This is a genomic window from Lacrimispora brassicae, assembly GCF_054772055.1.
Window position 1 is genome coordinate 31385 of the sequence record NZ_BRYH01000026.1, and the last position, 18173, is coordinate 49557.

20 protein-coding genes are annotated in these 18173 nt (G+C 46.9%); 6 read left to right on the forward strand and 14 right to left on the reverse strand.

Annotated features, from left to right (window positions below):
• Nucleotides 1-12 precede the first annotated feature (12 nt).
• The 6 genes from ACYVD3_RS13330 to ACYVD3_RS13355 are packed head-to-tail and all read left to right on the forward strand — an operon-like array spanning nt 13 to nt 5740.
• Nucleotides 13-1161, forward strand: a complete 1149-nt coding sequence (locus ACYVD3_RS13330) for a LegC family aminotransferase (RefSeq protein ID WP_460643015.1) — start codon at nt 13-15, stop codon at nt 1159-1161.
• A 21-nt stretch (nt 1162-1182) separates the two neighbouring features.
• Nucleotides 1183-2229 carry a nucleotidyltransferase family protein gene (locus ACYVD3_RS13335; protein ID WP_460643016.1) on the forward strand — a complete coding sequence of 349 codons (1047 nt, stop codon included), beginning with the start codon at nt 1183-1185 and terminating at the stop codon, nt 2227-2229.
• Complete coding sequence (locus ACYVD3_RS13340; RefSeq protein WP_460643017.1) at nt 2226-2873, forward strand: acetyltransferase; 648 nt, start codon at nt 2226-2228, stop codon at nt 2871-2873. Before ACYVD3_RS13335 ends, ACYVD3_RS13340 begins: the two co-directional genes overlap by 4 nt.
• On the forward strand, nt 2866-3861 hold the full coding sequence (gene neuB, locus ACYVD3_RS13345; RefSeq protein ID WP_460643018.1) for an N-acetylneuraminate synthase: 996 nt from the start codon (nt 2866-2868) through the stop codon (nt 3859-3861). Before ACYVD3_RS13340 ends, neuB begins: the two co-directional genes overlap by 8 nt.
• Nucleotides 3858-5021, forward strand: coding sequence for a UDP-N-acetylglucosamine 2-epimerase (neuC, locus tag ACYVD3_RS13350; RefSeq protein WP_460643019.1), 1164 nt, complete (start codon nt 3858-3860; stop codon nt 5019-5021). Before neuB ends, neuC begins: the two co-directional genes overlap by 4 nt.
• Nucleotides 5021-5740 (forward strand): acylneuraminate cytidylyltransferase family protein, encoded by a 720-nt coding sequence (locus tag ACYVD3_RS13355; protein ID WP_460643020.1) that lies wholly within the window; start codon nt 5021-5023, stop codon nt 5738-5740. Before neuC ends, ACYVD3_RS13355 begins: the two co-directional genes overlap by 1 nt.
• A gap of 4 nt (nt 5741-5744) precedes the next feature.
• Here ACYVD3_RS13355 and ACYVD3_RS13360 read toward each other — a convergent pair whose 3' ends face one another.
• The 14 genes from ACYVD3_RS13360 to ACYVD3_RS13425 form a co-directional block, all read right to left on the reverse strand.
• Nucleotides 5745-6887 (reverse strand): M20/M25/M40 family metallo-hydrolase, encoded by a 1143-nt coding sequence (locus ACYVD3_RS13360; RefSeq protein ID WP_460643021.1) that lies wholly within the window; start codon nt 6885-6887, stop codon nt 5745-5747.
• 22 nt (nt 6888-6909) lie between these two features.
• On the reverse strand, nt 6910-7938 hold the full coding sequence (locus ACYVD3_RS13365; RefSeq protein ID WP_460643022.1) for a glutathione S-transferase C-terminal domain-containing protein: 1029 nt from the start codon (nt 7936-7938) through the stop codon (nt 6910-6912).
• Nucleotides 7939-7950: 12 nt separating this feature from the next.
• The gene (locus ACYVD3_RS13370) at nt 7951-8391 is read right to left on the reverse strand and encodes a GNAT family N-acetyltransferase (RefSeq protein ID WP_460643023.1); all 441 of its coding nucleotides are present in this window, start codon (nt 8389-8391) and stop codon (nt 7951-7953) included.
• 13 nt (nt 8392-8404) lie between these two features.
• Nucleotides 8405-9361: a glutathione S-transferase family protein gene (locus ACYVD3_RS13375; RefSeq protein WP_460643024.1), complete on the reverse strand. Its 957-nt coding sequence runs from the start codon at nt 9359-9361 to the stop codon at nt 8405-8407.
• Nucleotides 9362-9393: 32 nt separating this feature from the next.
• On the reverse strand, nt 9394-9882 hold the full coding sequence (locus tag ACYVD3_RS13380; RefSeq protein ID WP_460643025.1) for a GNAT family N-acetyltransferase: 489 nt from the start codon (nt 9880-9882) through the stop codon (nt 9394-9396).
• Entirely contained in the window at nt 9875-10279 is a 405-nt protein-coding gene (locus ACYVD3_RS13385; RefSeq protein ID WP_460643026.1) for a hypothetical protein, read from the reverse strand. Before ACYVD3_RS13385 ends, ACYVD3_RS13380 begins: the two co-directional genes overlap by 8 nt.
• A 177-nt stretch (nt 10280-10456) precedes the next feature.
• The gene (locus ACYVD3_RS13390) at nt 10457-11221 is read right to left on the reverse strand and encodes an amino acid ABC transporter ATP-binding protein (RefSeq protein WP_460643027.1); all 765 of its coding nucleotides are present in this window, start codon (nt 11219-11221) and stop codon (nt 10457-10459) included.
• Nucleotides 11218-12024, reverse strand: coding sequence for an amino acid ABC transporter permease (locus ACYVD3_RS13395; RefSeq protein ID WP_460643028.1), 807 nt, complete (start codon nt 12022-12024; stop codon nt 11218-11220). The genes ACYVD3_RS13390 and ACYVD3_RS13395 overlap by 4 nt, the downstream gene beginning before the upstream one ends.
• 18 nt (nt 12025-12042) lie before the next feature.
• A complete protein-coding gene (locus tag ACYVD3_RS13400; protein ID WP_460643029.1) occupies nt 12043-12972 on the reverse strand; it encodes a transporter substrate-binding domain-containing protein in 930 nt (309 codons plus the stop codon).
• A gap of 93 nt (nt 12973-13065) precedes the next feature.
• Nucleotides 13066-13890 (reverse strand): MetQ/NlpA family ABC transporter substrate-binding protein, encoded by an 825-nt coding sequence (locus ACYVD3_RS13405; RefSeq protein WP_460643030.1) that lies wholly within the window; start codon nt 13888-13890, stop codon nt 13066-13068.
• Between the two features lie 15 nt (nt 13891-13905).
• Complete coding sequence (locus tag ACYVD3_RS13410; RefSeq protein WP_460643031.1) at nt 13906-14574, reverse strand: methionine ABC transporter permease; 669 nt, start codon at nt 14572-14574, stop codon at nt 13906-13908.
• Nucleotides 14567-15616, reverse strand: a complete 1050-nt coding sequence (locus tag ACYVD3_RS13415; RefSeq protein WP_460643032.1) for a methionine ABC transporter ATP-binding protein — start codon at nt 15614-15616, stop codon at nt 14567-14569. Before ACYVD3_RS13415 ends, ACYVD3_RS13410 begins: the two co-directional genes overlap by 8 nt.
• Entirely contained in the window at nt 15609-16790 is a 1182-nt protein-coding gene (locus tag ACYVD3_RS13420; protein WP_460643033.1) for an amidohydrolase, read from the reverse strand. Before ACYVD3_RS13420 ends, ACYVD3_RS13415 begins: the two co-directional genes overlap by 8 nt.
• Before the next feature lie 63 nt (nt 16791-16853).
• The gene (locus tag ACYVD3_RS13425) at nt 16854-17846 is read right to left on the reverse strand and encodes a glutathione S-transferase family protein (protein ID WP_460643034.1); all 993 of its coding nucleotides are present in this window, start codon (nt 17844-17846) and stop codon (nt 16854-16856) included.
• Nucleotides 17847-18173: the final 327 nt, after the last annotated feature.

Consider the following 18173-nt stretch of genomic DNA (forward strand, 5'->3'; position numbering starts at 1 on the left):
GGAGGACCCAATATGATACCTTTATCTGTTCCCAACCTAAGGGGGAAGGAAAAACAATATGTCTTAGATGCTCTGGACAGCGGCTGGATATCATCTGCAGGAAGCTACGTGGCAAGGTTTGAGAAGGACATGGCTTCTTATATAAATGCAGCCGGCGGGGCGGCTGTTCAAAGCGGGACTGCCGCGATCCATTTAGCCCTGCTCTTATCCGGTGTAAAACCGCAGCAGGAAGTGATCGTTCCCACCCTTACCTTTATTGCCTCAGTCAATCCGGTGGCCTACATAGGCGCTGTCCCCGTTTTTATGGATTGTGACGATTCTCTGAACATGGACTGTGACAAGCTTGAAGATTTTCTGAAAAAGGAATGCGTCATGACCCTTTCCGGGCCGGTAAACAAGCGTACCCGCCGGCTCATCAAGGCGGTTGTGGTTGTCCATGTCTTCGGCAACATGGCGGATATGGAACGGCTGAAAACATTGTCCGAACAATACGGATTCCAATTGATCGAAGATGCTGCTGAAGCACTGGGAACCTGTTACAAGGATGGGAAATACCGGGGACAGTTTGCAGGAACCATTGGGGACTTCGGCGCCTATTCCTTTAACGGCAACAAGATCATCACCACAGGGGGAGGGGGAATGCTGACTGCAAAGGATGAAAATGCCCTGGAAAAAGCCAGGTACCTTGCCTCCCAGGCAAAAGACGACCCCCTCTTATATACCCACAGGGAAGTGGGCTATAACTACCGCATGACGAATCTGCAGGCAGCCATGGGAGTAGCCCAGTTGGAGTGTCTGGAGGATTTTATCCGGATCAAGGAAGACAATTATGAGTACTACAAAGATGCCATACAATCAATGGAAAACTTTGAACTGCTTCCCTTTAACCCCAAAGCACGGAACAACCGGTGGTTTTATTCCCTGTTTTTGAAAAACGGCACATTGGACCGGAATGCCGTTATGAGGCACCTAAGGGAAAAGGATATTGAAACAAGGCCCATCTGGCAGCTTATTCATACTCAGAGGATGTATGAGGGCAGCCAGGCCTATTTCATAGAAAAGGCACCATTTTACTGGAACCGGATCATCAATATCCCCTGCAGTACCAGCCTTTTAAGAAAGGATATGGATTATATCATAGAAGCATTAAGCTGCATTTAGCAGTCTGAAAGAGGGATAGGAATGGAAGTTCGTAAATTTATCATTGCACCGGATCGTTCCATTCGGGATGCAATCAGACAATTGGATCAGACCGCAAGAAAGATCCTTGTGGTTGAAGAGGATCATAAACTGGCCGGTGTTCTCACCGATGGGGATATCAGACGGTGGATATTAAAAAACAAAGATATTTCCATGCCTGTCCGCCTGATCATGAACACCTCCCCTGTTGTCATTAAAAAGGAAAAAAGTCATCTGGCCCTGGAGATCATGAAAGAAAAGCAAATCGAAGGGCTGCCCCTGGTAAATGACGACAACCAGGTCACTGATATCCTGTTTTGGAATGAGCTAAGCAGTCATGATCCAGGAGAAACCAAACAGACCCAGACGCCGGTAGTCATCATGGCGGGAGGCAAGGGCTCCCGGCTGTACCCATACACAAAAATCATTCCAAAGCCCCTGATTCCCATCGGTGACACCCCCATTGTGGAGCGGATCATGAATCAAATGATGAAGTACGGGTTTCATGAATTCTATCTCACCATAAATTATAAAAAAGAGCTGATAAAAGCTTATTTTAATGATGATCTGCGTTATCATCTGCACCTGATCGAAGAAAATGAGCCTCTGGGAACAGCCGGTTCCTTAATTCTGGCAAAAAAAGACATCAAGGGGAGCTTTCTTGTAAGCAACTGCGATATTTTAGTTGATGTCAATTATACTAAACTTCTCCTGTACCACAAAACCCATAAAAACAAGATCACCGTTGTCACGGCCATGAAAAGCTATGAGATCCCTTACGGGGTGGTGGACATAGGAGAAAACGGGCGCGTTGACACCTTAAGGGAAAAACCCAGATATGAGTTGCTGGTGAGCACCGGGCTTTACGTACTGGAGGAAGAAATATTAAAATACATTCCTCCAGACCAGTATTTTGATATGACGGACTTGATCCGCAGATGCTTGAAAAACGGGGAACAGGTAGGCGCCTATCCGGTCATGGACAGCGCCTGGCTGGACATGGGGGAATTCAGTGAAATGAAAAAAATGGCGGAGAGAATGAAGCTATGAGAAAAGAACTGATCCTCATGGGCGGTGGCGGCCATGGGGAAAGCATCATAGACACCATCCGGGGACAGGGAGAATATAGCATTGCAGGCATTTTAGACCCCTGGAAAAAGGTGGGCACAGAGGTACTGGGCGTAAAGGTAATTGGAAGCGACCAGGATCTGGCCGCCTGCTTTGACCGGGGGATCAGGAATGCGGTGATCGCCGTAGGAAGCATGGGAAATCCAGGCCCAAGGCGGAAGCTATACCAGCTATGTAAGAACATAGGCTATGAATTTCCCAATATCATTGATAAAAGCTCCATCCTTTCTGAAACCCTTAAAATGGGGGAAGGAAACTTCATTGGAAAGGGAGTCCTCATTAATTCCGGCGTCACCATAGGAAATGGAACCATCATCAATACAGGGGCCGTTCTGGAGCATGGCTGCCGGATCGAAGACTTTGTCCACATAGCTCCCGGAAGCGTTTTATGCGGAAATGTATGGGTGAAAGCCAATGCCCATATTGGAGCCCATTCCACCATTATACAGGGCGTTACCATTGGAAATGACACCATGATCGGTGCAGGAAGCCTGGTTTTAAAAAATATATCATCAAAAAAGCTGGCCTATGGAAGTCCGGCAAAGGAGGTAGGTTCCCGTGAATAAAATCATGATAATCGCCGAAGCAGGGGTGAATCACAACGGCGACATAAATATTGCCAAACAATTGATCGACGCAGCAAGTGTCACAGGTGCAGATGCCATCAAATTCCAGACCTTTAAGACAAATCTCCTTGTGGTCCCTGATGCAGGGAAGGCGGACTATCAGATAGAAAATACCGGCGTCACCATGTCTCAATATGAAATGTTAAAAAGCCTGGAATTATCTTGGCAGGCATTTGAAGAACTGTTCCGGTACTGCACCTTTAGGCACATAAAATTCCTCTCCTCTCCCTTTGATGAGGAAAGCCTCCTTTTTCTTGACCGGCTAGGCGTTGATCCCATAAAAATCCCCTCAGGGGAGATCACCAATTATGGATATTTAAAAAGAATAGCTTCCTTAAAGAAGCAGGTCCTTTTGTCCACGGGAATGTCCACGGAGGATGAAGTAGGGGAAGCCCTGGAAATCTTAGAGGAAAAGGGGCCGGAAATCATTCTGCTCCATTGTTCCAGCGCTTATCCCACCATGATGGAGGATGTGAATCTAAATGCCATGGCCGCCTTAAAACACAGGTTCCACAAACAGGTGGGGTATTCCGACCATACGCCGGGGATCGAAGTTCCCATTGCTGCCGCAGCCCTTGGCGCCTGCGTCATTGAAAAGCATATGACCCTGGATAAAACCATGCCCGGACCGGATCACAAAGCCAGCTTAGAGCCGGATGAATTCAAACAAATGGTGGACAGCATCAGAAATATTGAGCTGGCCCTTGGGGACGGAGTGAAAAAGCCAACGCAGGCGGAGTTAAAGAACAGGGATTATGTGAGAAAATATCTGGTGGCTGCCAGGGAGATCAAACAGGGGGAAGCCTTTACCCTTCATAACCTGTGCGCCAAACGCTGCGGATATGGAATCTCTCCCATGAAACTCCACAGCCTGTTGGGGAAGGCCGCACAAAGAAACTATCAAAAGGACGAAAGGATCGACCCATGATCAAATTATGCGCAGTAACCGGAAACCGGGCAGAATACGGCTTATTAAAGCCGGTAATGGACCGGGCCGGAAAGGATCCTGATTTTATCCTGCAGGTAATTGCCACCGGAAGCCATCTGGATACAAGATACAGCAATGGATGTGAGGATATTGAAAACAGCGGCATAAAAATCAATGAAAAAATAGAAATGAACCTGGCCTCAGACACTTCCCTTGGAATCTGCAAATCCATGGGTCTGGAAATGATCAGCTTATCCGAAGCCTACCAGCGGTTAAAACCGGATATGATCCTGCTTCTTGGGGACCGGTATGAAACCTTTATGGCAGCAAGCACCGCTGTCATCTGCAAGATCCCCATTGCCCATATTCACGGAGGGGAAATAACAAGGGGGGCATACGATGACTGTATGAGGCATGCCATCACCAAGATGAGCTATCTTCACTTTACAAGCACCTTGGAATACAGGAGGCGGGTCATTCAGTTGGGAGAAGCCCCCGACAGGGTCCATTGGGTGGGCGCCCTTGGGATTGAAAACATGAAAACCATCAAGCTGCTGACCAGACAGGAACTGGAGGAAGCATTGCAGATCCCACTGGCCCCTCCCATGGCTCTTGTCACCTTTCACCCCGCCACTCTGGATCAGGAAAGTGCCCTGGACCAGTTCCAGCCATTGGCAGAGGCTCTTCTTCACTTTCCAGACTTATTTACAGTTTTTACAAGGAGCAATTCCGACACAGGGGGAAACACCATCAACCAAATGATCGACGGTTTTGTAAAGGAAAATCCCAATAAATCAGCGGTCTTTCCTTCTCTTGGGACCAAACGCTACTTAAGCCTGATGAACTGCTGCCAGGCTGTCATCGGAAACTCCTCCAGCGGGATCATGGAAGCGCCTTTTCTTAAGGTGCCCTCCGTAAACATCGGAATCAGGCAGGATGGAAGGATAAAACCTCCCTCTGTCATAAGCTGCGGCTCTTCCGTAAGTGAGATCTCGTCTGCCATCCAAAAAGCCCTGAACTTTAACATACATCAGGAAGAGACGCCGAATCCCTACCAGGGCCAGGATACCAGCAAACAGATCATCTCGGTAATAAAACAGGAATTTGAAAAGGGAATTCATCTGAAAAAAGATTTTTATGATGTGGAATGGAGGCAGTAATGTATAAAAATAAGACCTTTTTAGGGATCATACCTGCCCGAAGCGGCTCAAAGGGGATCACGGATAAAAATATCAGAGAAATCAACCACAAGCCGCTTATGGCATATACGGTGGAAGCATGTAAACGTTCCGGGATATTCGATGAGATTCTGGTGTCCACAGATTCTCCTAAATACGCGGAGATCGCAGAACGCTTCGGAGCCCTGGTGCCGTTTCTGCGCCCTGAGGAACTGGCTTCTGACCAGGCTTCCTCAAATGATGTCATACTCCACGTCCTGAATGAGATGATGCAACTTGGAAAAACCTTTGACTGCTTCATGCTTTTACAGCCCACATCTCCCTTAAGAAATGAAACCCACATAATAGAAAGCGCTGATATCCTGATAAAGAATCAGGCCGATTCTGTCATCAGCATCTGCAAGTCAGATCCCACCTCTTACTTAACCGTCCGGCTTACAGAGGAGGGAACGGTGAAGGCCCCGTTTTCAGGTAAAAAACAGGTCAGAAGACAGGATATACAGCCCGAATACCGAATAAACGGGGCCATCTACCTGGCTCTGACCAGTTATTTTATAAAGCATAAAAGCTTTTATGAGGGCAAAACCCTGCCCTGCTTTATGAGCGCCTTTGATTCTGTTGACATTGACGATGACTTTCAGCTAAAAATAGCGGAACTGCTTCTCCTTGACAAAACTTTCTCAAACCTGGCACAAAAATGATCCGTCAGTTTTTATGGGTTATAAGGCCCAGGGCCAGAAGGGCACTTTTTTCAAGTTCATCTACGGTTGTAAATTCATTTGGCGTATGGACTTCATTCATTCCGCAGGCCACGACCATCCCCCGGATCCCGTTGCGGACGAAGTGGTTGTTATCGCTGCCGCCCAGGGTATACTGGGTGGTGCCTTTTAAACCAAGGGATAAGCATACCTGCTTAAACCGTTCCACCACCTCTTCGCTGCCGCCTATTTCATAGGCTTCGATCTGCTTTTCAACAGCGATTTCCAGGCTTCCTCCAAATTCTGCCGCCATGTGTTCAAAAACCGCGTTCAATTTCTCCCATTCCTCCAGCGCCCTGTGATCCTTTAAGCTTCGGATCTCTCCCAAAACAACACATTCGTCTGAAACAATGTTGGTCTGTTTTCCGCCGCTTATTGTTCCGATGTTTACGGTGGTATCTTCATCCACCCACCCCTGCTTTAATTGGGAAATGGCATGGGCTGTGATCTCAATGGCATTGATCCCAAGCTGGGGGCAAAAGCCTGCATGGGCATTTTTCCCCTTTACCTTGATTTTAAAGGAAAGAAGGGTGGGCGCTGCTGTGGCCGCCAGGCCGATCTCCCCGCTTAAATCAAATACATAGGCCTGTTTTGATTTTATTTTGGAATAGTCAATAAGCTGGCTTCCTTTTCCGTAGTTCTCTTCCGCCACCGGGAATAAGACTTCAATATCCGGATGGGGAAGGTTATTTTCCTTAACCACCCGGACAGCCTCCAATATGGCGGCGATCCCGGAAAGGTCGTCGGCTCCAAGGACAGTATCCCCTTCTGAGGTGATCCTTCCCTGTTCATCCTCCACCGCTTTCTTAGCCTTACCAGGCTTTACCGTATCCATATGGGCAGAAAGCAAAATAGGGGCGGAATTTAAGGTTCCCTTTAAAAAGCCATAAAGATTTCCTGTGGGAGCTGCAGTTCCATATTCCGGCAGCTTTTCCTTCAGCCGGTAACCGGCATCATCCTCCCACACTTCAAATCCAAGCTGTTTTAATTCGCCTGTCAAATAGTCTGCGATCTCCCGCTCCTGATAGGTTTCGGAATCAAATTCCACCATTTTTTTAAATTGGCTTACAAGCCTGCTTCTATGAATCATACGGTCACCTGCTCTTTTCATATCATTTATTTTCTACATCATCATATCTTTTAAACTTTTCTTCCGGAGTTCTGCTTAATTCCTTCCGGTTCTGGGGAGCCGACCAGATTCCCTGGTAATCGATCTGATTGACAAAACGGGAATTAAAATCCTGGAAAAAGGACTTGTTTTCCGACTGGGGCGCCGCAATATCCCGGAAGTATGTATTGTTTCGGAATGCGGGAATTTCATATAGATCCCTGCAATATCCCCAAACGTTTTCGTAATCAACCACCCTGTGCTTAATAGGGCCTAAGTTCCGGTAATAATGGGTGTCAAACCTGGCCAGGGTCACAAAAAGCCTTACATCGCTGTCAGTCACATAATCTCCAAATAAGAAACGGTTTTGGGAAAGGCGCTCCTCGACGGAGTCCAAAGCGTTGTAAAAGTCTTCAAAGGCCTCTTCATAGGCTGTAATGGACTGGGCGAACATCATCCGGTAAGTCCCGTTGTTTACATTAGGGAAAAGCCATTCATTGTAATCGTCGATCTCTTTTCTAAGCTCCTCCGGGTAAAGGTCCGGGGCATCGGGACTTTGGAATGGGCGGAAGGCGGTTTCAAAGTAGTTGGTCAGCCTGTGGTAATCATTATTGACCACCTTTTTGGTGGTAACATCCACAAGGGCCGGTACCGTGCAGCGCCCTTCATAGTCCGGGTCCGCGTTATAGTAAAACTCGCTTAAGTACTGGGCCCCAAGGACTGGGTCCTTTCTGTCCTCATTATACACGAATTCCCAGCCATATGCACTATTTTCTTTGCTGTGGCCGACTAAATTAATGCCGATGACATCCTGAAGGCCCAGCAGTTCCCGTACAATGGAGGCCCGGTTGGACCAATGGCAGCCTTTTGCCCAGAACAGCCGGTACCGGCCTTTTTCTGCCTTTAAATCATGCTCCCCGTCTCCAAAGGGAGTGGTAAACCGGTTGGGCTGACGGATAAATGCGCCCCTTTCGTTGATTTCCTTTTCTATTTCCTTTGGGCGTACCTTTTGCCCGCCGCTTAAATCTGACATATGAATCTCCTCCTATTGGCTCAATATTTTCTCCGTATAGATGATCTTGAAAACACCTGCCTCCATCTTCCTGCCGTAATCCGCTTTGTAGCCCAGGGCTTCATAAAAGCCCACCGCTTCATCCCGGCTGGTGATGCAGATTTTCTTAATCCCGGATTCCCTGATCCAGTTCTCAGCTTCTTCTATCAGCAGCCTCCCCACGCCCTTTTTCCGATACTCCTTAAGGACGCTGACCCGTTCAATTTTAGCTGTCTCTCCTTTGTCAGGAAAATGGATCCTGCAGGCTGCCACCGGATAAATGTCATCAAGGACCAGCACATAGGAAGACTGTTCCCCATCCCCTTCATCAAATTCCTTATCTAACGGAATCCGGAATCCTTTTACCATTGCTTCCGTCCTTACATAATGAACGCCTGCAAGCTGCCAGTGTTCTTTTACCCTTACTGCCTTCATCCTGCCACTCCCCCTATTTAATATTGATCCGGTCTCTCCCATAAGGTGTTCTCCAAATGGAAAGGTCTGGCCCCTTGGGAACAATACCATAGGGATTATTGGAGACCGCACACAAATGATAGTGTTTTTTAATGGCTTCAAAATCCGTGGTATCTCCAAATCCCGGCTGTGCATATAAGTCCCTTACATATCCCCAGAGATTGGGAAAATCGGAAATAAGGTTTCTGTTTAAGAGAAAACCATTGTAATAGGCCACATCAAAACGGACCAGGGTCACATACAGGCGGATATCGGATTCCGTGATCTTATCTCCAAACAGATAACGGCTTCGGCCCAGCCGCTCTTCCAGCCAGTCAAGGCGGTGAAAGACCAGCCGGTACGCCTCTTCGTAGGCTTCCTGGCTTCTGGCAAACCCTGCCTTGTAAACCCCATTGTTGATCTCATGAAACAGAATTTCGTTTAATTCATCGATTTCTTCTCTCAGTTCTTCCGGATATAAATCCGGCGCTCCCGGCTTATGGTATTTCTTCCACTCCACTTCCCAGTACCTGGTCAGGTTAAAATAATCGTTATTCACCACGTTCCCTGAGGTTAAGTCCACAACGGCAGGCACGGTAAACCTTCCCTTGTAATCCGGATCTGCCTTTAAATAAGCTTCGCTTAAATATCTGATTTTTAATACCGGATCTTCCCCATGTTCATCTAAGGTAAAAGCCCAGTCCGTCCGTTCCACTTCAGGTCTTATGGGGTCCAGGGTTCCTAAGCTGACCGCATCCTGAAGGCCAAGCAGGCTCCTGACGATGACAGAGCGGTGGGCCCAGGGGCAGGCAGGGGACCAGAATAAGCGGTACCTGCCTGTTTCTACTGGCAGCTTCCCTTCTTCTGTCCCAAAGGCTGTTGTAAACTGGTTTTTCTGCCGGTTAAATTTCCCATTGGTTTCGATCTCATGGGTAATAAATTTTTTTGACATGGCATTTTCCTCATTTCTTTTTAAAAACCTGCTTAAGGTTTCATATCCTCTCTGCCATATTCATCGGCAAAGCGGTATTTTTCAGGAAGCAGGAATCCTTCCTTTTCTATCCAGTTAAGGGATTCCTCTGATCCGCTAAACAGGCACATGGCCGTCTTATTCCTTCGAAATCCCATTTTTTCGTATAGAGCCACTGTCCTGGGATGAGTATACAGGATCACATTCTGGCCCTTGACCTGATCCAACAGCAACCGAATCAGTTTTCTGCCGATTCCGTATCCCTGATATTCCTCATCAAGAGCGATATTATAGACGGCCGCCTGACAGATTCCGTCAGATAAAGCTCTTCCAACGCCTATGATCCTTTCCCTGTCATAGACAAAGACGACGGCATAGCTGTTTGTAAAAATGATCTCCTGTTCCTCTGCAGACCGGTCTGACAATCCGGAACGCCCCAGCACATGGGAAACCTCCTGCCAGTTGATCCCTTCCTTTGTTATCTTGTATGTAATATCATTCATGGGAAGCCTCCTGAAGCTTAAATTTCCGGCCTGGGTCCCGGCTCAAGTTCTCCCTCCCTGACGGCACTTCCCAGCCGCTGACATCAGGCCCCTTGGCAACTATGGAATATACATTTCCCCACAGCGGCTTTAGATGAGGGGATAACTGATAATGTTTTTTGTATACATCAAAATAAGTGCTTTCTTTTATTTCCGGTACCTGGTACAAATCCCTGGCATAGGGCCACAAATTCCTGTACTCCACCAGTCTCTTTTTATTTGCATGAAAGACCTGATGGTAGACCACATCAAACTTTCCAAATTTCTTTTTAAAGAAATTATCCTGGACCTTGATTTCTCCGCCTGCCTGAATCTGATGACGGAATGTGCTCTCAAATACTTCGATTCCTTCTGCCATATCACTTCTCCCTGTCAAGCGGATATTCCCAATCCGCTTTGCTGCCTGATTCCGGTCAACCGGATATTCCCAATCCGCTTCGCTGCCTGATTCCGGTCAACCGGATATTCCCAATCCGCTTCGCTGCCTGATTCCGGTCAATCGGATATTCTCAATCCGCTTCGCTGCCTGATTCGGTTAAATCGTATAATCAGGGCTTTCCAGAATGTGAATCTTTACTAAAAAATCCTTTAACCGCTGGTTTTCCGGATTATCAAAAATTTCTTTAGGCGTCCCGTCGGCCACGATTTTTCCGTTTTCCAGGAAAATGATCCGATTGGCCACGTTTCTCACAAAATTCATCTCATGGGTGACAAGGAGTATGGTATTGCCCTCCTGGGCCGCTTTTTTTATGGTCACCAGTACTTCGCTTACCAGCTCCGGGTCCAGAGCCGAGGTGGGCTCATCCATGAGAAGCAGCTTGGGATCCATGGCCAGCGCCCTTGCGATGGCCACCCTTTGCTGCTGCCCTCCGGATAAATGCCTGGGATAATGGGATAAACGGTCCCCCATTCCCACCTTCTGCAAATGCTTTTCCGCAACGCTTCTGGCCTCGCTTTTCTTTAGCTTTTTTACGACCATCAGCCCTTCCATTACATTTTCCAGGGCAGTACGGTTCTTAAAAAGATTAAACTGCTGAAATACCATTTCCGTGTATTTCCGCAATTCCAGCTTTTCCTTTGCTGATTTTGTGGTGAGATCAATTAACTGACCGTTTATTTTAATGGTTCCTTTTTCCGGCTTTTCAAGAAGATTGATGGAACGGAGCAGCGTGGATTTACCGGTTCCTGAGGGTCCGATGATGGCGACTACATCCCCTTCGTTAATGACCAGGTCAACATTATCCAGTACAACGTTATCACCGAATCTCTTACTTAATCCCTGAATTTCAATAACGCTCATACTTTCTTCTCCTTTCCCTGGTCCTTCCCATGCTTTTTGGTCAGGGGCCTCCCCGTTTTACCGGGTGTAAAGGTATTCCCCCAGGGCGTTTCTGCTGCAACCGTTTCCGGCACGCTCATCTTTTTCTCAAGGTATACAAACAGCCGTTCAATAAAGACCGTCAATACCCAGTAGACAATGGCCAAAGAGCAGTAAATCTCAAAATACCGGTAGCTGTTTCCGGCAAGGATCTTGCCCTGAGCCGTTATTTCAACCACGGAACAGGTAAATGCAAGAGAGGTTCCTTTTACCAGGCCGATGAGGGAGTTCCCCAGGGAGGGAAGGGCCACGGTCACTGCCTGGGGAAACAATACCCTGCGGAATATCTGGAATCCGGTCATTCCAAGAGCCTTGGCCGCCTCAACCTGCCCTTTTTCCACGGATTGTATGGCAGCCCGTATGGTCTCCGAATCAAAGGCCGATTGATTAAGCCCCAGAGCCACGATTGCAAAAATGATTGGCGGTATTCCATTTACGTTATAGGAAGTTCCATTGTAATAGTTATAATATTTTAAAGCGATAGGAATTCCAAAGTACGTAAGATATAGCTGGACAATAATGGGGGTTCCCCGTATGACCGAAACAAATAAGGTACATAATTGCCGCAGGACCGGGATATTGTGGATTTTTACTATGGCGATCAATAGCCCTGCCACCCAACCGATGATAAGGGCAATTGCCGTCAACTGCAGCGTTACGGGCAAGTATTTCAGCAATTTGGGGATTTCCGAAAACACCAGCTGCCAGTCAAATATTTTGCTCATCTTGTTCCTCCGGTTTTATTAATAAGATGGGGAATAATCGGATCCAAACCACTTTAAGTTGATTTCCTTGGAGGTTCCGTCCTGGATCACTTCTTTTAATGCCTTGTTAATGTCCTCTACCAGCGTTTCATTTCCCTTGCTGACAATCAGATAGCTGAAGGGTTCTTCCATTAAGTCCTTTGCAAGGGTGTTGCTGATGGAAACTCCGGCCACATTGAAATTAAATTCTCTCTGGTAATACTCAAACATTGGTTTATCCATTAACACGAAATCATACTTTCCGGCTTCCACATCCTGGATCTGCAATACCAGGTCCTCATCGCTGTATTCGATTAATATGGGCTCCTGGGGATTGGCGGTGTTATAGTTTTCCAGGGCCGTGGTAATATTGATCCCTGCCTGGGAAATGGTCTTTAAGCCTGCAAGGTCGGCCCATGTCTCAATGCCTGCTGCCTTGTCATTGTCCTTTGCAAAGATGGCAACGTATTCATTGGCAAAGATGGGGTCAGTAAATAAATACTTTTCTTTCCGTTTTTCATTTTTTGCAAAATTGTTCACACCGATCTGGTACCGGTCGGAATCCAGACCTGCAAAAATAGATGGGAAATCGGTCACTTCCAGTTCAAGCTTATATTGGGGAAGCCGGTCGAAAACGGCTTTGATCAGTTCAATGTTGTGACCGGTCAGTTGGTTGCTGGTGTCCACAAAGGTAAAGGGCTTTGGAGAACCGCCGGTTGCCCCGTGAACCACCACCGGTTCTGCTGTTTGGGAAGCTTCGCTGCTCTCCTCCTGCTTTGCCGGTTCAGCCGTACTTTCCGTTTTTGTTGTTTCACCGGCTGTTTCTGTGGCTGCTGCCTTGGTGCTGCTCTTGCATCCGGTCAGGGCTCCTAATACGGCTACTGCCGTAAGCACTCCCAGGATTGATTTGCCTGCAATATTTTTCTTCATAATCATTTCTCCTCTTTTTTTCCTTATTGTTGGAATTTCCCCAAACACCATTTGCCGGTAAGTTATTTCCCGGAAAGCGGTCTCCTCATTTCATTACTGCAATTCCTGGGGAACGAACCACAAGCCTGTGTTGTTCTTTTTCATATACTCTTTAAATTCGTCAGAATGATAAGCTGCCGCAATGTCCTTTGCCCATTTTGTGTCTTTGTTCTCTTCCTTAACAACCACCTGTAAAATCAAATGATCCAGAATATCTTCCTGTAAAACGGCGGTAGAAGGGTCGATGCCCGCATTATAAACAATGCTTCCTGTAATAACTGCAAAGTCAAAATCATCCAAAGCGGGCGGGATGTTCAAGGAATCCATTTCCACAAATTTGATGTTGTACTTGTTTTCCACCACATCGGATTGTTTCACCTTTTCAAGGGGAACCTCCGGGTTAAGCTTAATCCAGCCGGCCTTTTGCAAAAGTGCATAAGCCCGTGCCGTATTGGAGGCATCATTTGGTACTGCAACAACAGCACCATCGGTTATGGCATCCAAAGATGTATGCTTAGCAGAAAACAGTCCGGCGGGAACGGTGGGGATCGGGGTGATTGGAATAAGATTTCCGTTTTGGTTTTTGTTGAAATTCTCAGCATAGGCAGTGTGCTGCTCCACGTTAAAGTCAATTTCACCTTCATTTAAAGCTGTGTCGTTTTGTAAAAGATCGGAAAAATCCACCACTTCCAGTTTATATCCCTGCTTTTCCAAAATAGGCTTTACTGCCTCTTCAAATAATACGGTATAGGGCCCTGCAGCCTTGCCGTATTTCAATGTTGTTTTTTCCTGACCGACCTTGCTTCCCGTATTGGCGGAGCAGCCTGCAACAGCGACGGCAAGTAAAGCAGCAATAACAGATAATCCAAGTTTTTTCATAATTAGGTTCCTCCTCTATTTACGTGCTCTCACACGTTTTGATAAATAATTTCCAAATCCTTGAATGAGCTGAACAAATACGATCAGCACGATTACGGTTGCAATCATCAAGGGGGTGTTAAATTGCTGATAGCCATAGGTTAATGCCAGGTTTCCAACACCGCCGCCGCCAATGGCTCCTGCCATGGCTGTGGCGCCAAGGAGGCCAATGGTACCGGTGGTCAGAGACAAAATCAGGGAGCCCATTGCTTCCGGCAGTAAAAAGTGCCAGATCACCTGCATGGGGGTGGCCCCCATAGCCTCTGCTGCTTCAATGATGCCCTTGTCAACCTCAAGCAGCGAGCTTTCTATTAAGCGGGAAAGAAAGGGCGTTATATAAAACACCAGGGAAACCAGGGCTGCCTGAGTGCCGATACGGGTACCGACTATGATTTTTGTTAAGGGCATAATCGCCACCAGCAGAATAATATAAGGAACCGAGCGCACGATGTTGATCGTATAATTGATCAGGTTATAGACTGCTGCGTTTTGCAGAATGCCGCCCTTACGTGTAATGGTAAGCAATATGCCAAGGGGAATGCCAAGAAGTGACCCAAGGAACAGTCCCCAGAACAGCATATAAACGGTCTGGCCTGCGGCAATTGCCATCTGTTCCCCGGTAATGCCTAAATATTCCTCAATCATTGTTATCCTCCTGTTCCCCGTTTAAGGTCAAGACCTCAACATAGACTCCGGAATCTTCAATAAACTTCTGCACCTCATCAACCTTTTCGCCGGAGCCGAACACCTGCACAATCATGACGCTGAACACGATTCCCTGAAGTTCACAAACTGTGGCAAACAAAATGCTGTTTTCCATGTGATACTCCGCACTTATGCGGTACAGCAGCGGTTTTCCGGCAGTATTTCCCTGAAAGCGCAGGCGGAAGATCCGGTTTTCCCTCTGATCATTCAGGATTTCCCGGGCCAGGCTTTTTGGTATACTGTCGTTAATCACGGTTTTTACAAAACTCTTTGTGATCTTATGCTGGGAATTGCCAAATACTTCAAGCACGGTTCCCTGCTCCAGCACTCTTCCTCCATCCATAACCGCAACCTTGTTGCATACATTACAAATGACGTGCATTTCATGGGTGATCAGGAGAATGGTGACGTTTAACTCTCTGTTGATTTTTTTCAAAAGCTCCAAAATGGAGTCAGTTGTCTTTGGATCCAAAGCACTTGTAGCCTCGTCGCAAAGTAAGATGCTGGGATTTGTGGCAAGGGCCCGGGCTATGCCTACCCTTTGCTTTTGCCCACCTGAAAGCCGTGACACATTGGTGTGAATTTTATCCTCCAGCTCTACAAACTGCAAAAGCTCTTTTACCCGTCTCTCGATTTCTTTTTTAGGCACTTTGTTTAATACCAGGGGAGCCGCTATATTCTGAAAAACAGATTTGGACTGCAGCAGGTTAAACTGCTGAAAAATCATGCCAATGTTTTTTCTCAGCTTGCGTAAGTCCTGTTTTGACAGGGTGGTAATGTCTGTGCTGCCAACCAGCACCCGCCCTTCTGACGGACGTTCCAGTAAGTTTACCAGCCGTACCAGGGTTGATTTACCTGCCCCGCTGAATCCTACAACTCCGAAAATGTCACCCTTTTCAACCGTAAGGCTGACCTGGCGCAAGGCATGAACTTCACCGGAAGCAGAATCAAACCGTTTACTTACGTTTTGAATTTCAATCATCGGCGGCCTCCTCCTGCGCAGGAATCAATTCTCCCCTTTTTATGGCAAAAAGAGTTTTTTGCGCCAGCGCTGCAAAATAATCAACTGCAGGCTTCAATGCATTGGTGTCAACTTGAAACCTGGGATGATGATTGGGATAGGATTCACCTGTACCTATACGAAGGAAGAAACCAGGGATTTTTTCCTGATAAAAGGCAAAGTCTTCTCCCCCAAGAGATGGAGAAGCGGTCCTGACCCTCAATCCTTGCTCCTTTGCAACAGCGGCAGCCATAGGTTCAAAGCATGGGGCGTTGTTTGTGGCCGGTGGCCCTGCAAGCCAATCGATTTCTGCTTCTGCGCCTTGTGACTGAGCAATATGATGGACCAGCGAGCGAAAGCGTTCTTCCATCAGCCGGCGGTTATGCCTGCCCATCGTCCGTACGGTTCCTTCCAGTTCTGCTGTCTGAGGAATTACATTCCATGTATTTCCCGCTGTAAGGCGGGTTATGCTGAGCAGACCTTGGGAAAAGGGATCAATATTGCGGCTGACAATGCTTTGGGCAAGGGTTACAATTTGTGAGGCTGCAAGTACCGGATCTATTCCATCCTGAGGGTGAGCCGCATGAGTGCCTTTTCCCGTGATCTTAACCGTAAATCTGTCAACAGCGGCAGTTATACTTCCGGAAACAATTCCTACGGTTCCCACAGGAAGCGTGATATCCGTATGCAGACCATAAATTGCATCAACATCATCAAGCACCCTGGTTTTGATTACTTCCAAAGCACCGACAGAGGATTCCTCGGCGGGCTGAAACAGGATTTTGACCTTTCCATGTAATTTTTCCCGCTGCTCCTGAAGTTCTTTTGCCACATACAGCATAACTGTGGTATGAAAATCGTGACCGCAGGCGTGCATTTTCCCTGTTGTGGCGGAGGCATAGGGTAATCCGGTTTCTTCCTCCACAGGCAGAGCATCAATATCGCAGCGCAGGGCAATGACAGGTCCGTTGTTTCCCCCTTGAATTTCTGCAACCAATCCTGTTTTTAAATCCAGGTCCAGGATATGGATCTTGTGATATTCCAAAAATTCACGAATCCGGCCAGTTGTCTCGTATTCTTCAAAAGAGAGCTCGGGATTTTGGTGAAACCAATGGAAGGTTTCTTTCATCTGGTGGTAAAACGTAGAATGAGACATGAACGGTCCAACCTTTCCTAATTTAATACTTTAAACCAATGGAACTTTTGAATTACCGGTTCCTTATGAATATTCCGCTGTTCTCCTTCCGAATTTTTCGTCCCGGTTATTTGGTTCATCCCAAATGGATACATCCGGTCCCAGGGGAAGAATGTTGTATGGATTATGTCCATGGTTTCCCAGAAGATATCCCCTTTTGATAGAGTCAAAATCCGTGGCCTCTTTAAACGCCGGAATCTTATACAGATCCTTTGCATAATTCCACAGATTGTCAAAATCCGCAATGCGGTTTCGGTTTGTCTTGTGGCTGAAATAGTAAGCCACATCAAACCTGGCAAGGGTCACATATAACCGGATATCAGAATCCGTGAGCTGGTCTCCAAATAAGTATCTTCCCTTTGAAAGCCGCTCTTCCAGCCAGTCAAGCCTTTGAAACAGCACATCGTATGCGGCTTCATATTCTTTCTGGGACTGGGCAAATCCGGCCTTGTAGACTCCGTTGTTCACGTCGTGAAATAAGATCACATTGAGCTCATCGATTTCCTTCCTAAGGTCCTGGGGATACAGATCCGGTGCCCCTGGTTTATGAAATGGCTTCCATTCAGTTTCCCAGTAATTTGTCAAACGGTGGTAATCGTTGTTGACCACCTTCCCTGTTTTTAAATCCACCACAGTGGGAACGGTTGCCCTTCCTTCATATTCCGGGTTGGTAGCTGCATAGATTTCCGGAAGATAACGGATTTTAAGAACCGGATCCACACCGCCCTCATCTAAGGAAAACTCCCAGCCCTTCTCCGTTCTTACGGGGCTTACCTTGCCAACGCTGATCACATCCTCCAGCCCCAAAAGCTTAAGGGCAATGATCTGTCTCGTGGCCCATGGGCAAAGAGGCGTCCATATGAGCCGGTACCGCCCGGCTTCCACAGGAAGCTCTCCTTTCCCCTGTCCAAAGGGGGTTACAAAGTAATTATCCTGTCTTACAAAGGCGCCTGTTTCCGATACCTCGTGAGTATCTTCCGTGGTGGCTACCTTTCCGAATTTTTCTTCTATTGCCATATCCTTTTCCTTCTTTCCCAATTTTGAGTACAAAAAAAGCAGATGCCCTCTGACACCTGCCCTTCTACGCATAAACGCCATGCACAGGAGTTTCAGGTTTTAAGACACAAGTAAAATGACCATTCCTTACGCATTTACAGCAACAACACATAGGCTCCATCGTTCCATTGATCTTAAACATGTTTAACTCCTTTCCCTTCATTTTTGTTTCTTTATATTGATATCTTACCATTCCTATAGGTTTTTGTGTAATAGATTTAAAAAACAGCTGGTAATAAGATTATCTTATAACCAGCTATTTTCCCAACCACCAGTCATTTTATTTCA

Coding starts and splice junctions, on each gene's coding strand:
- ACYVD3_RS13330 (WP_460643015.1), top strand. CDS start 13: ATGATACCTTTATCTGTTCCCAACCTAAGGGGGAAGGAAAAACAATAT.
- ACYVD3_RS13335 (WP_460643016.1), top strand. CDS start 1,183: ATGGAAGTTCGTAAATTTATCATTGCACCGGATCGTTCCATTCGGGAT.
- ACYVD3_RS13340 (WP_460643017.1), top strand. CDS start 2,226: ATGAGAAAAGAACTGATCCTCATGGGCGGTGGCGGCCATGGGGAAAGC.
- neuC (WP_460643019.1), top strand. CDS start 3,858: ATGATCAAATTATGCGCAGTAACCGGAAACCGGGCAGAATACGGCTTA.
- ACYVD3_RS13355 (WP_460643020.1), top strand. CDS start 5,021: ATGTATAAAAATAAGACCTTTTTAGGGATCATACCTGCCCGAAGCGGC.
- ACYVD3_RS13360 (WP_460643021.1), bottom strand. CDS start 6,887: ATGATTCATAGAAGCAGGCTTGTAAGCCAATTTAAAAAAATGGTGGAA.
- ACYVD3_RS13365 (WP_460643022.1), bottom strand. CDS start 7,938: ATGTCAGATTTAAGCGGCGGGCAAAAGGTACGCCCAAAGGAAATAGAA.
- ACYVD3_RS13370 (WP_460643023.1), bottom strand. CDS start 8,391: ATGAAGGCAGTAAGGGTAAAAGAACACTGGCAGCTTGCAGGCGTTCAT.
- ACYVD3_RS13375 (WP_460643024.1), bottom strand. CDS start 9,361: ATGTCAAAAAAATTTATTACCCATGAGATCGAAACCAATGGGAAATTT.
- ACYVD3_RS13380 (WP_460643025.1), bottom strand. CDS start 9,882: ATGAATGATATTACATACAAGATAACAAAGGAAGGGATCAACTGGCAG.
- ACYVD3_RS13385 (WP_460643026.1), bottom strand. CDS start 10,279: ATGGCAGAAGGAATCGAAGTATTTGAGAGCACATTCCGTCATCAGATT.
- ACYVD3_RS13390 (WP_460643027.1), bottom strand. CDS start 11,221: ATGAGCGTTATTGAAATTCAGGGATTAAGTAAGAGATTCGGTGATAAC.
- ACYVD3_RS13395 (WP_460643028.1), bottom strand. CDS start 12,024: ATGAGCAAAATATTTGACTGGCAGCTGGTGTTTTCGGAAATCCCCAAA.
- ACYVD3_RS13400 (WP_460643029.1), bottom strand. CDS start 12,972: ATGAAGAAAAATATTGCAGGCAAATCAATCCTGGGAGTGCTTACGGCA.
- ACYVD3_RS13405 (WP_460643030.1), bottom strand. CDS start 13,890: ATGAAAAAACTTGGATTATCTGTTATTGCTGCTTTACTTGCCGTCGCT.
- ACYVD3_RS13410 (WP_460643031.1), bottom strand. CDS start 14,574: ATGATTGAGGAATATTTAGGCATTACCGGGGAACAGATGGCAATTGCC.
- ACYVD3_RS13415 (WP_460643032.1), bottom strand. CDS start 15,616: ATGATTGAAATTCAAAACGTAAGTAAACGGTTTGATTCTGCTTCCGGT.
- ACYVD3_RS13420 (WP_460643033.1), bottom strand. CDS start 16,790: ATGTCTCATTCTACGTTTTACCACCAGATGAAAGAAACCTTCCATTGG.
- ACYVD3_RS13425 (WP_460643034.1), bottom strand. CDS start 17,846: ATGGCAATAGAAGAAAAATTCGGAAAGGTAGCCACCACGGAAGATACT.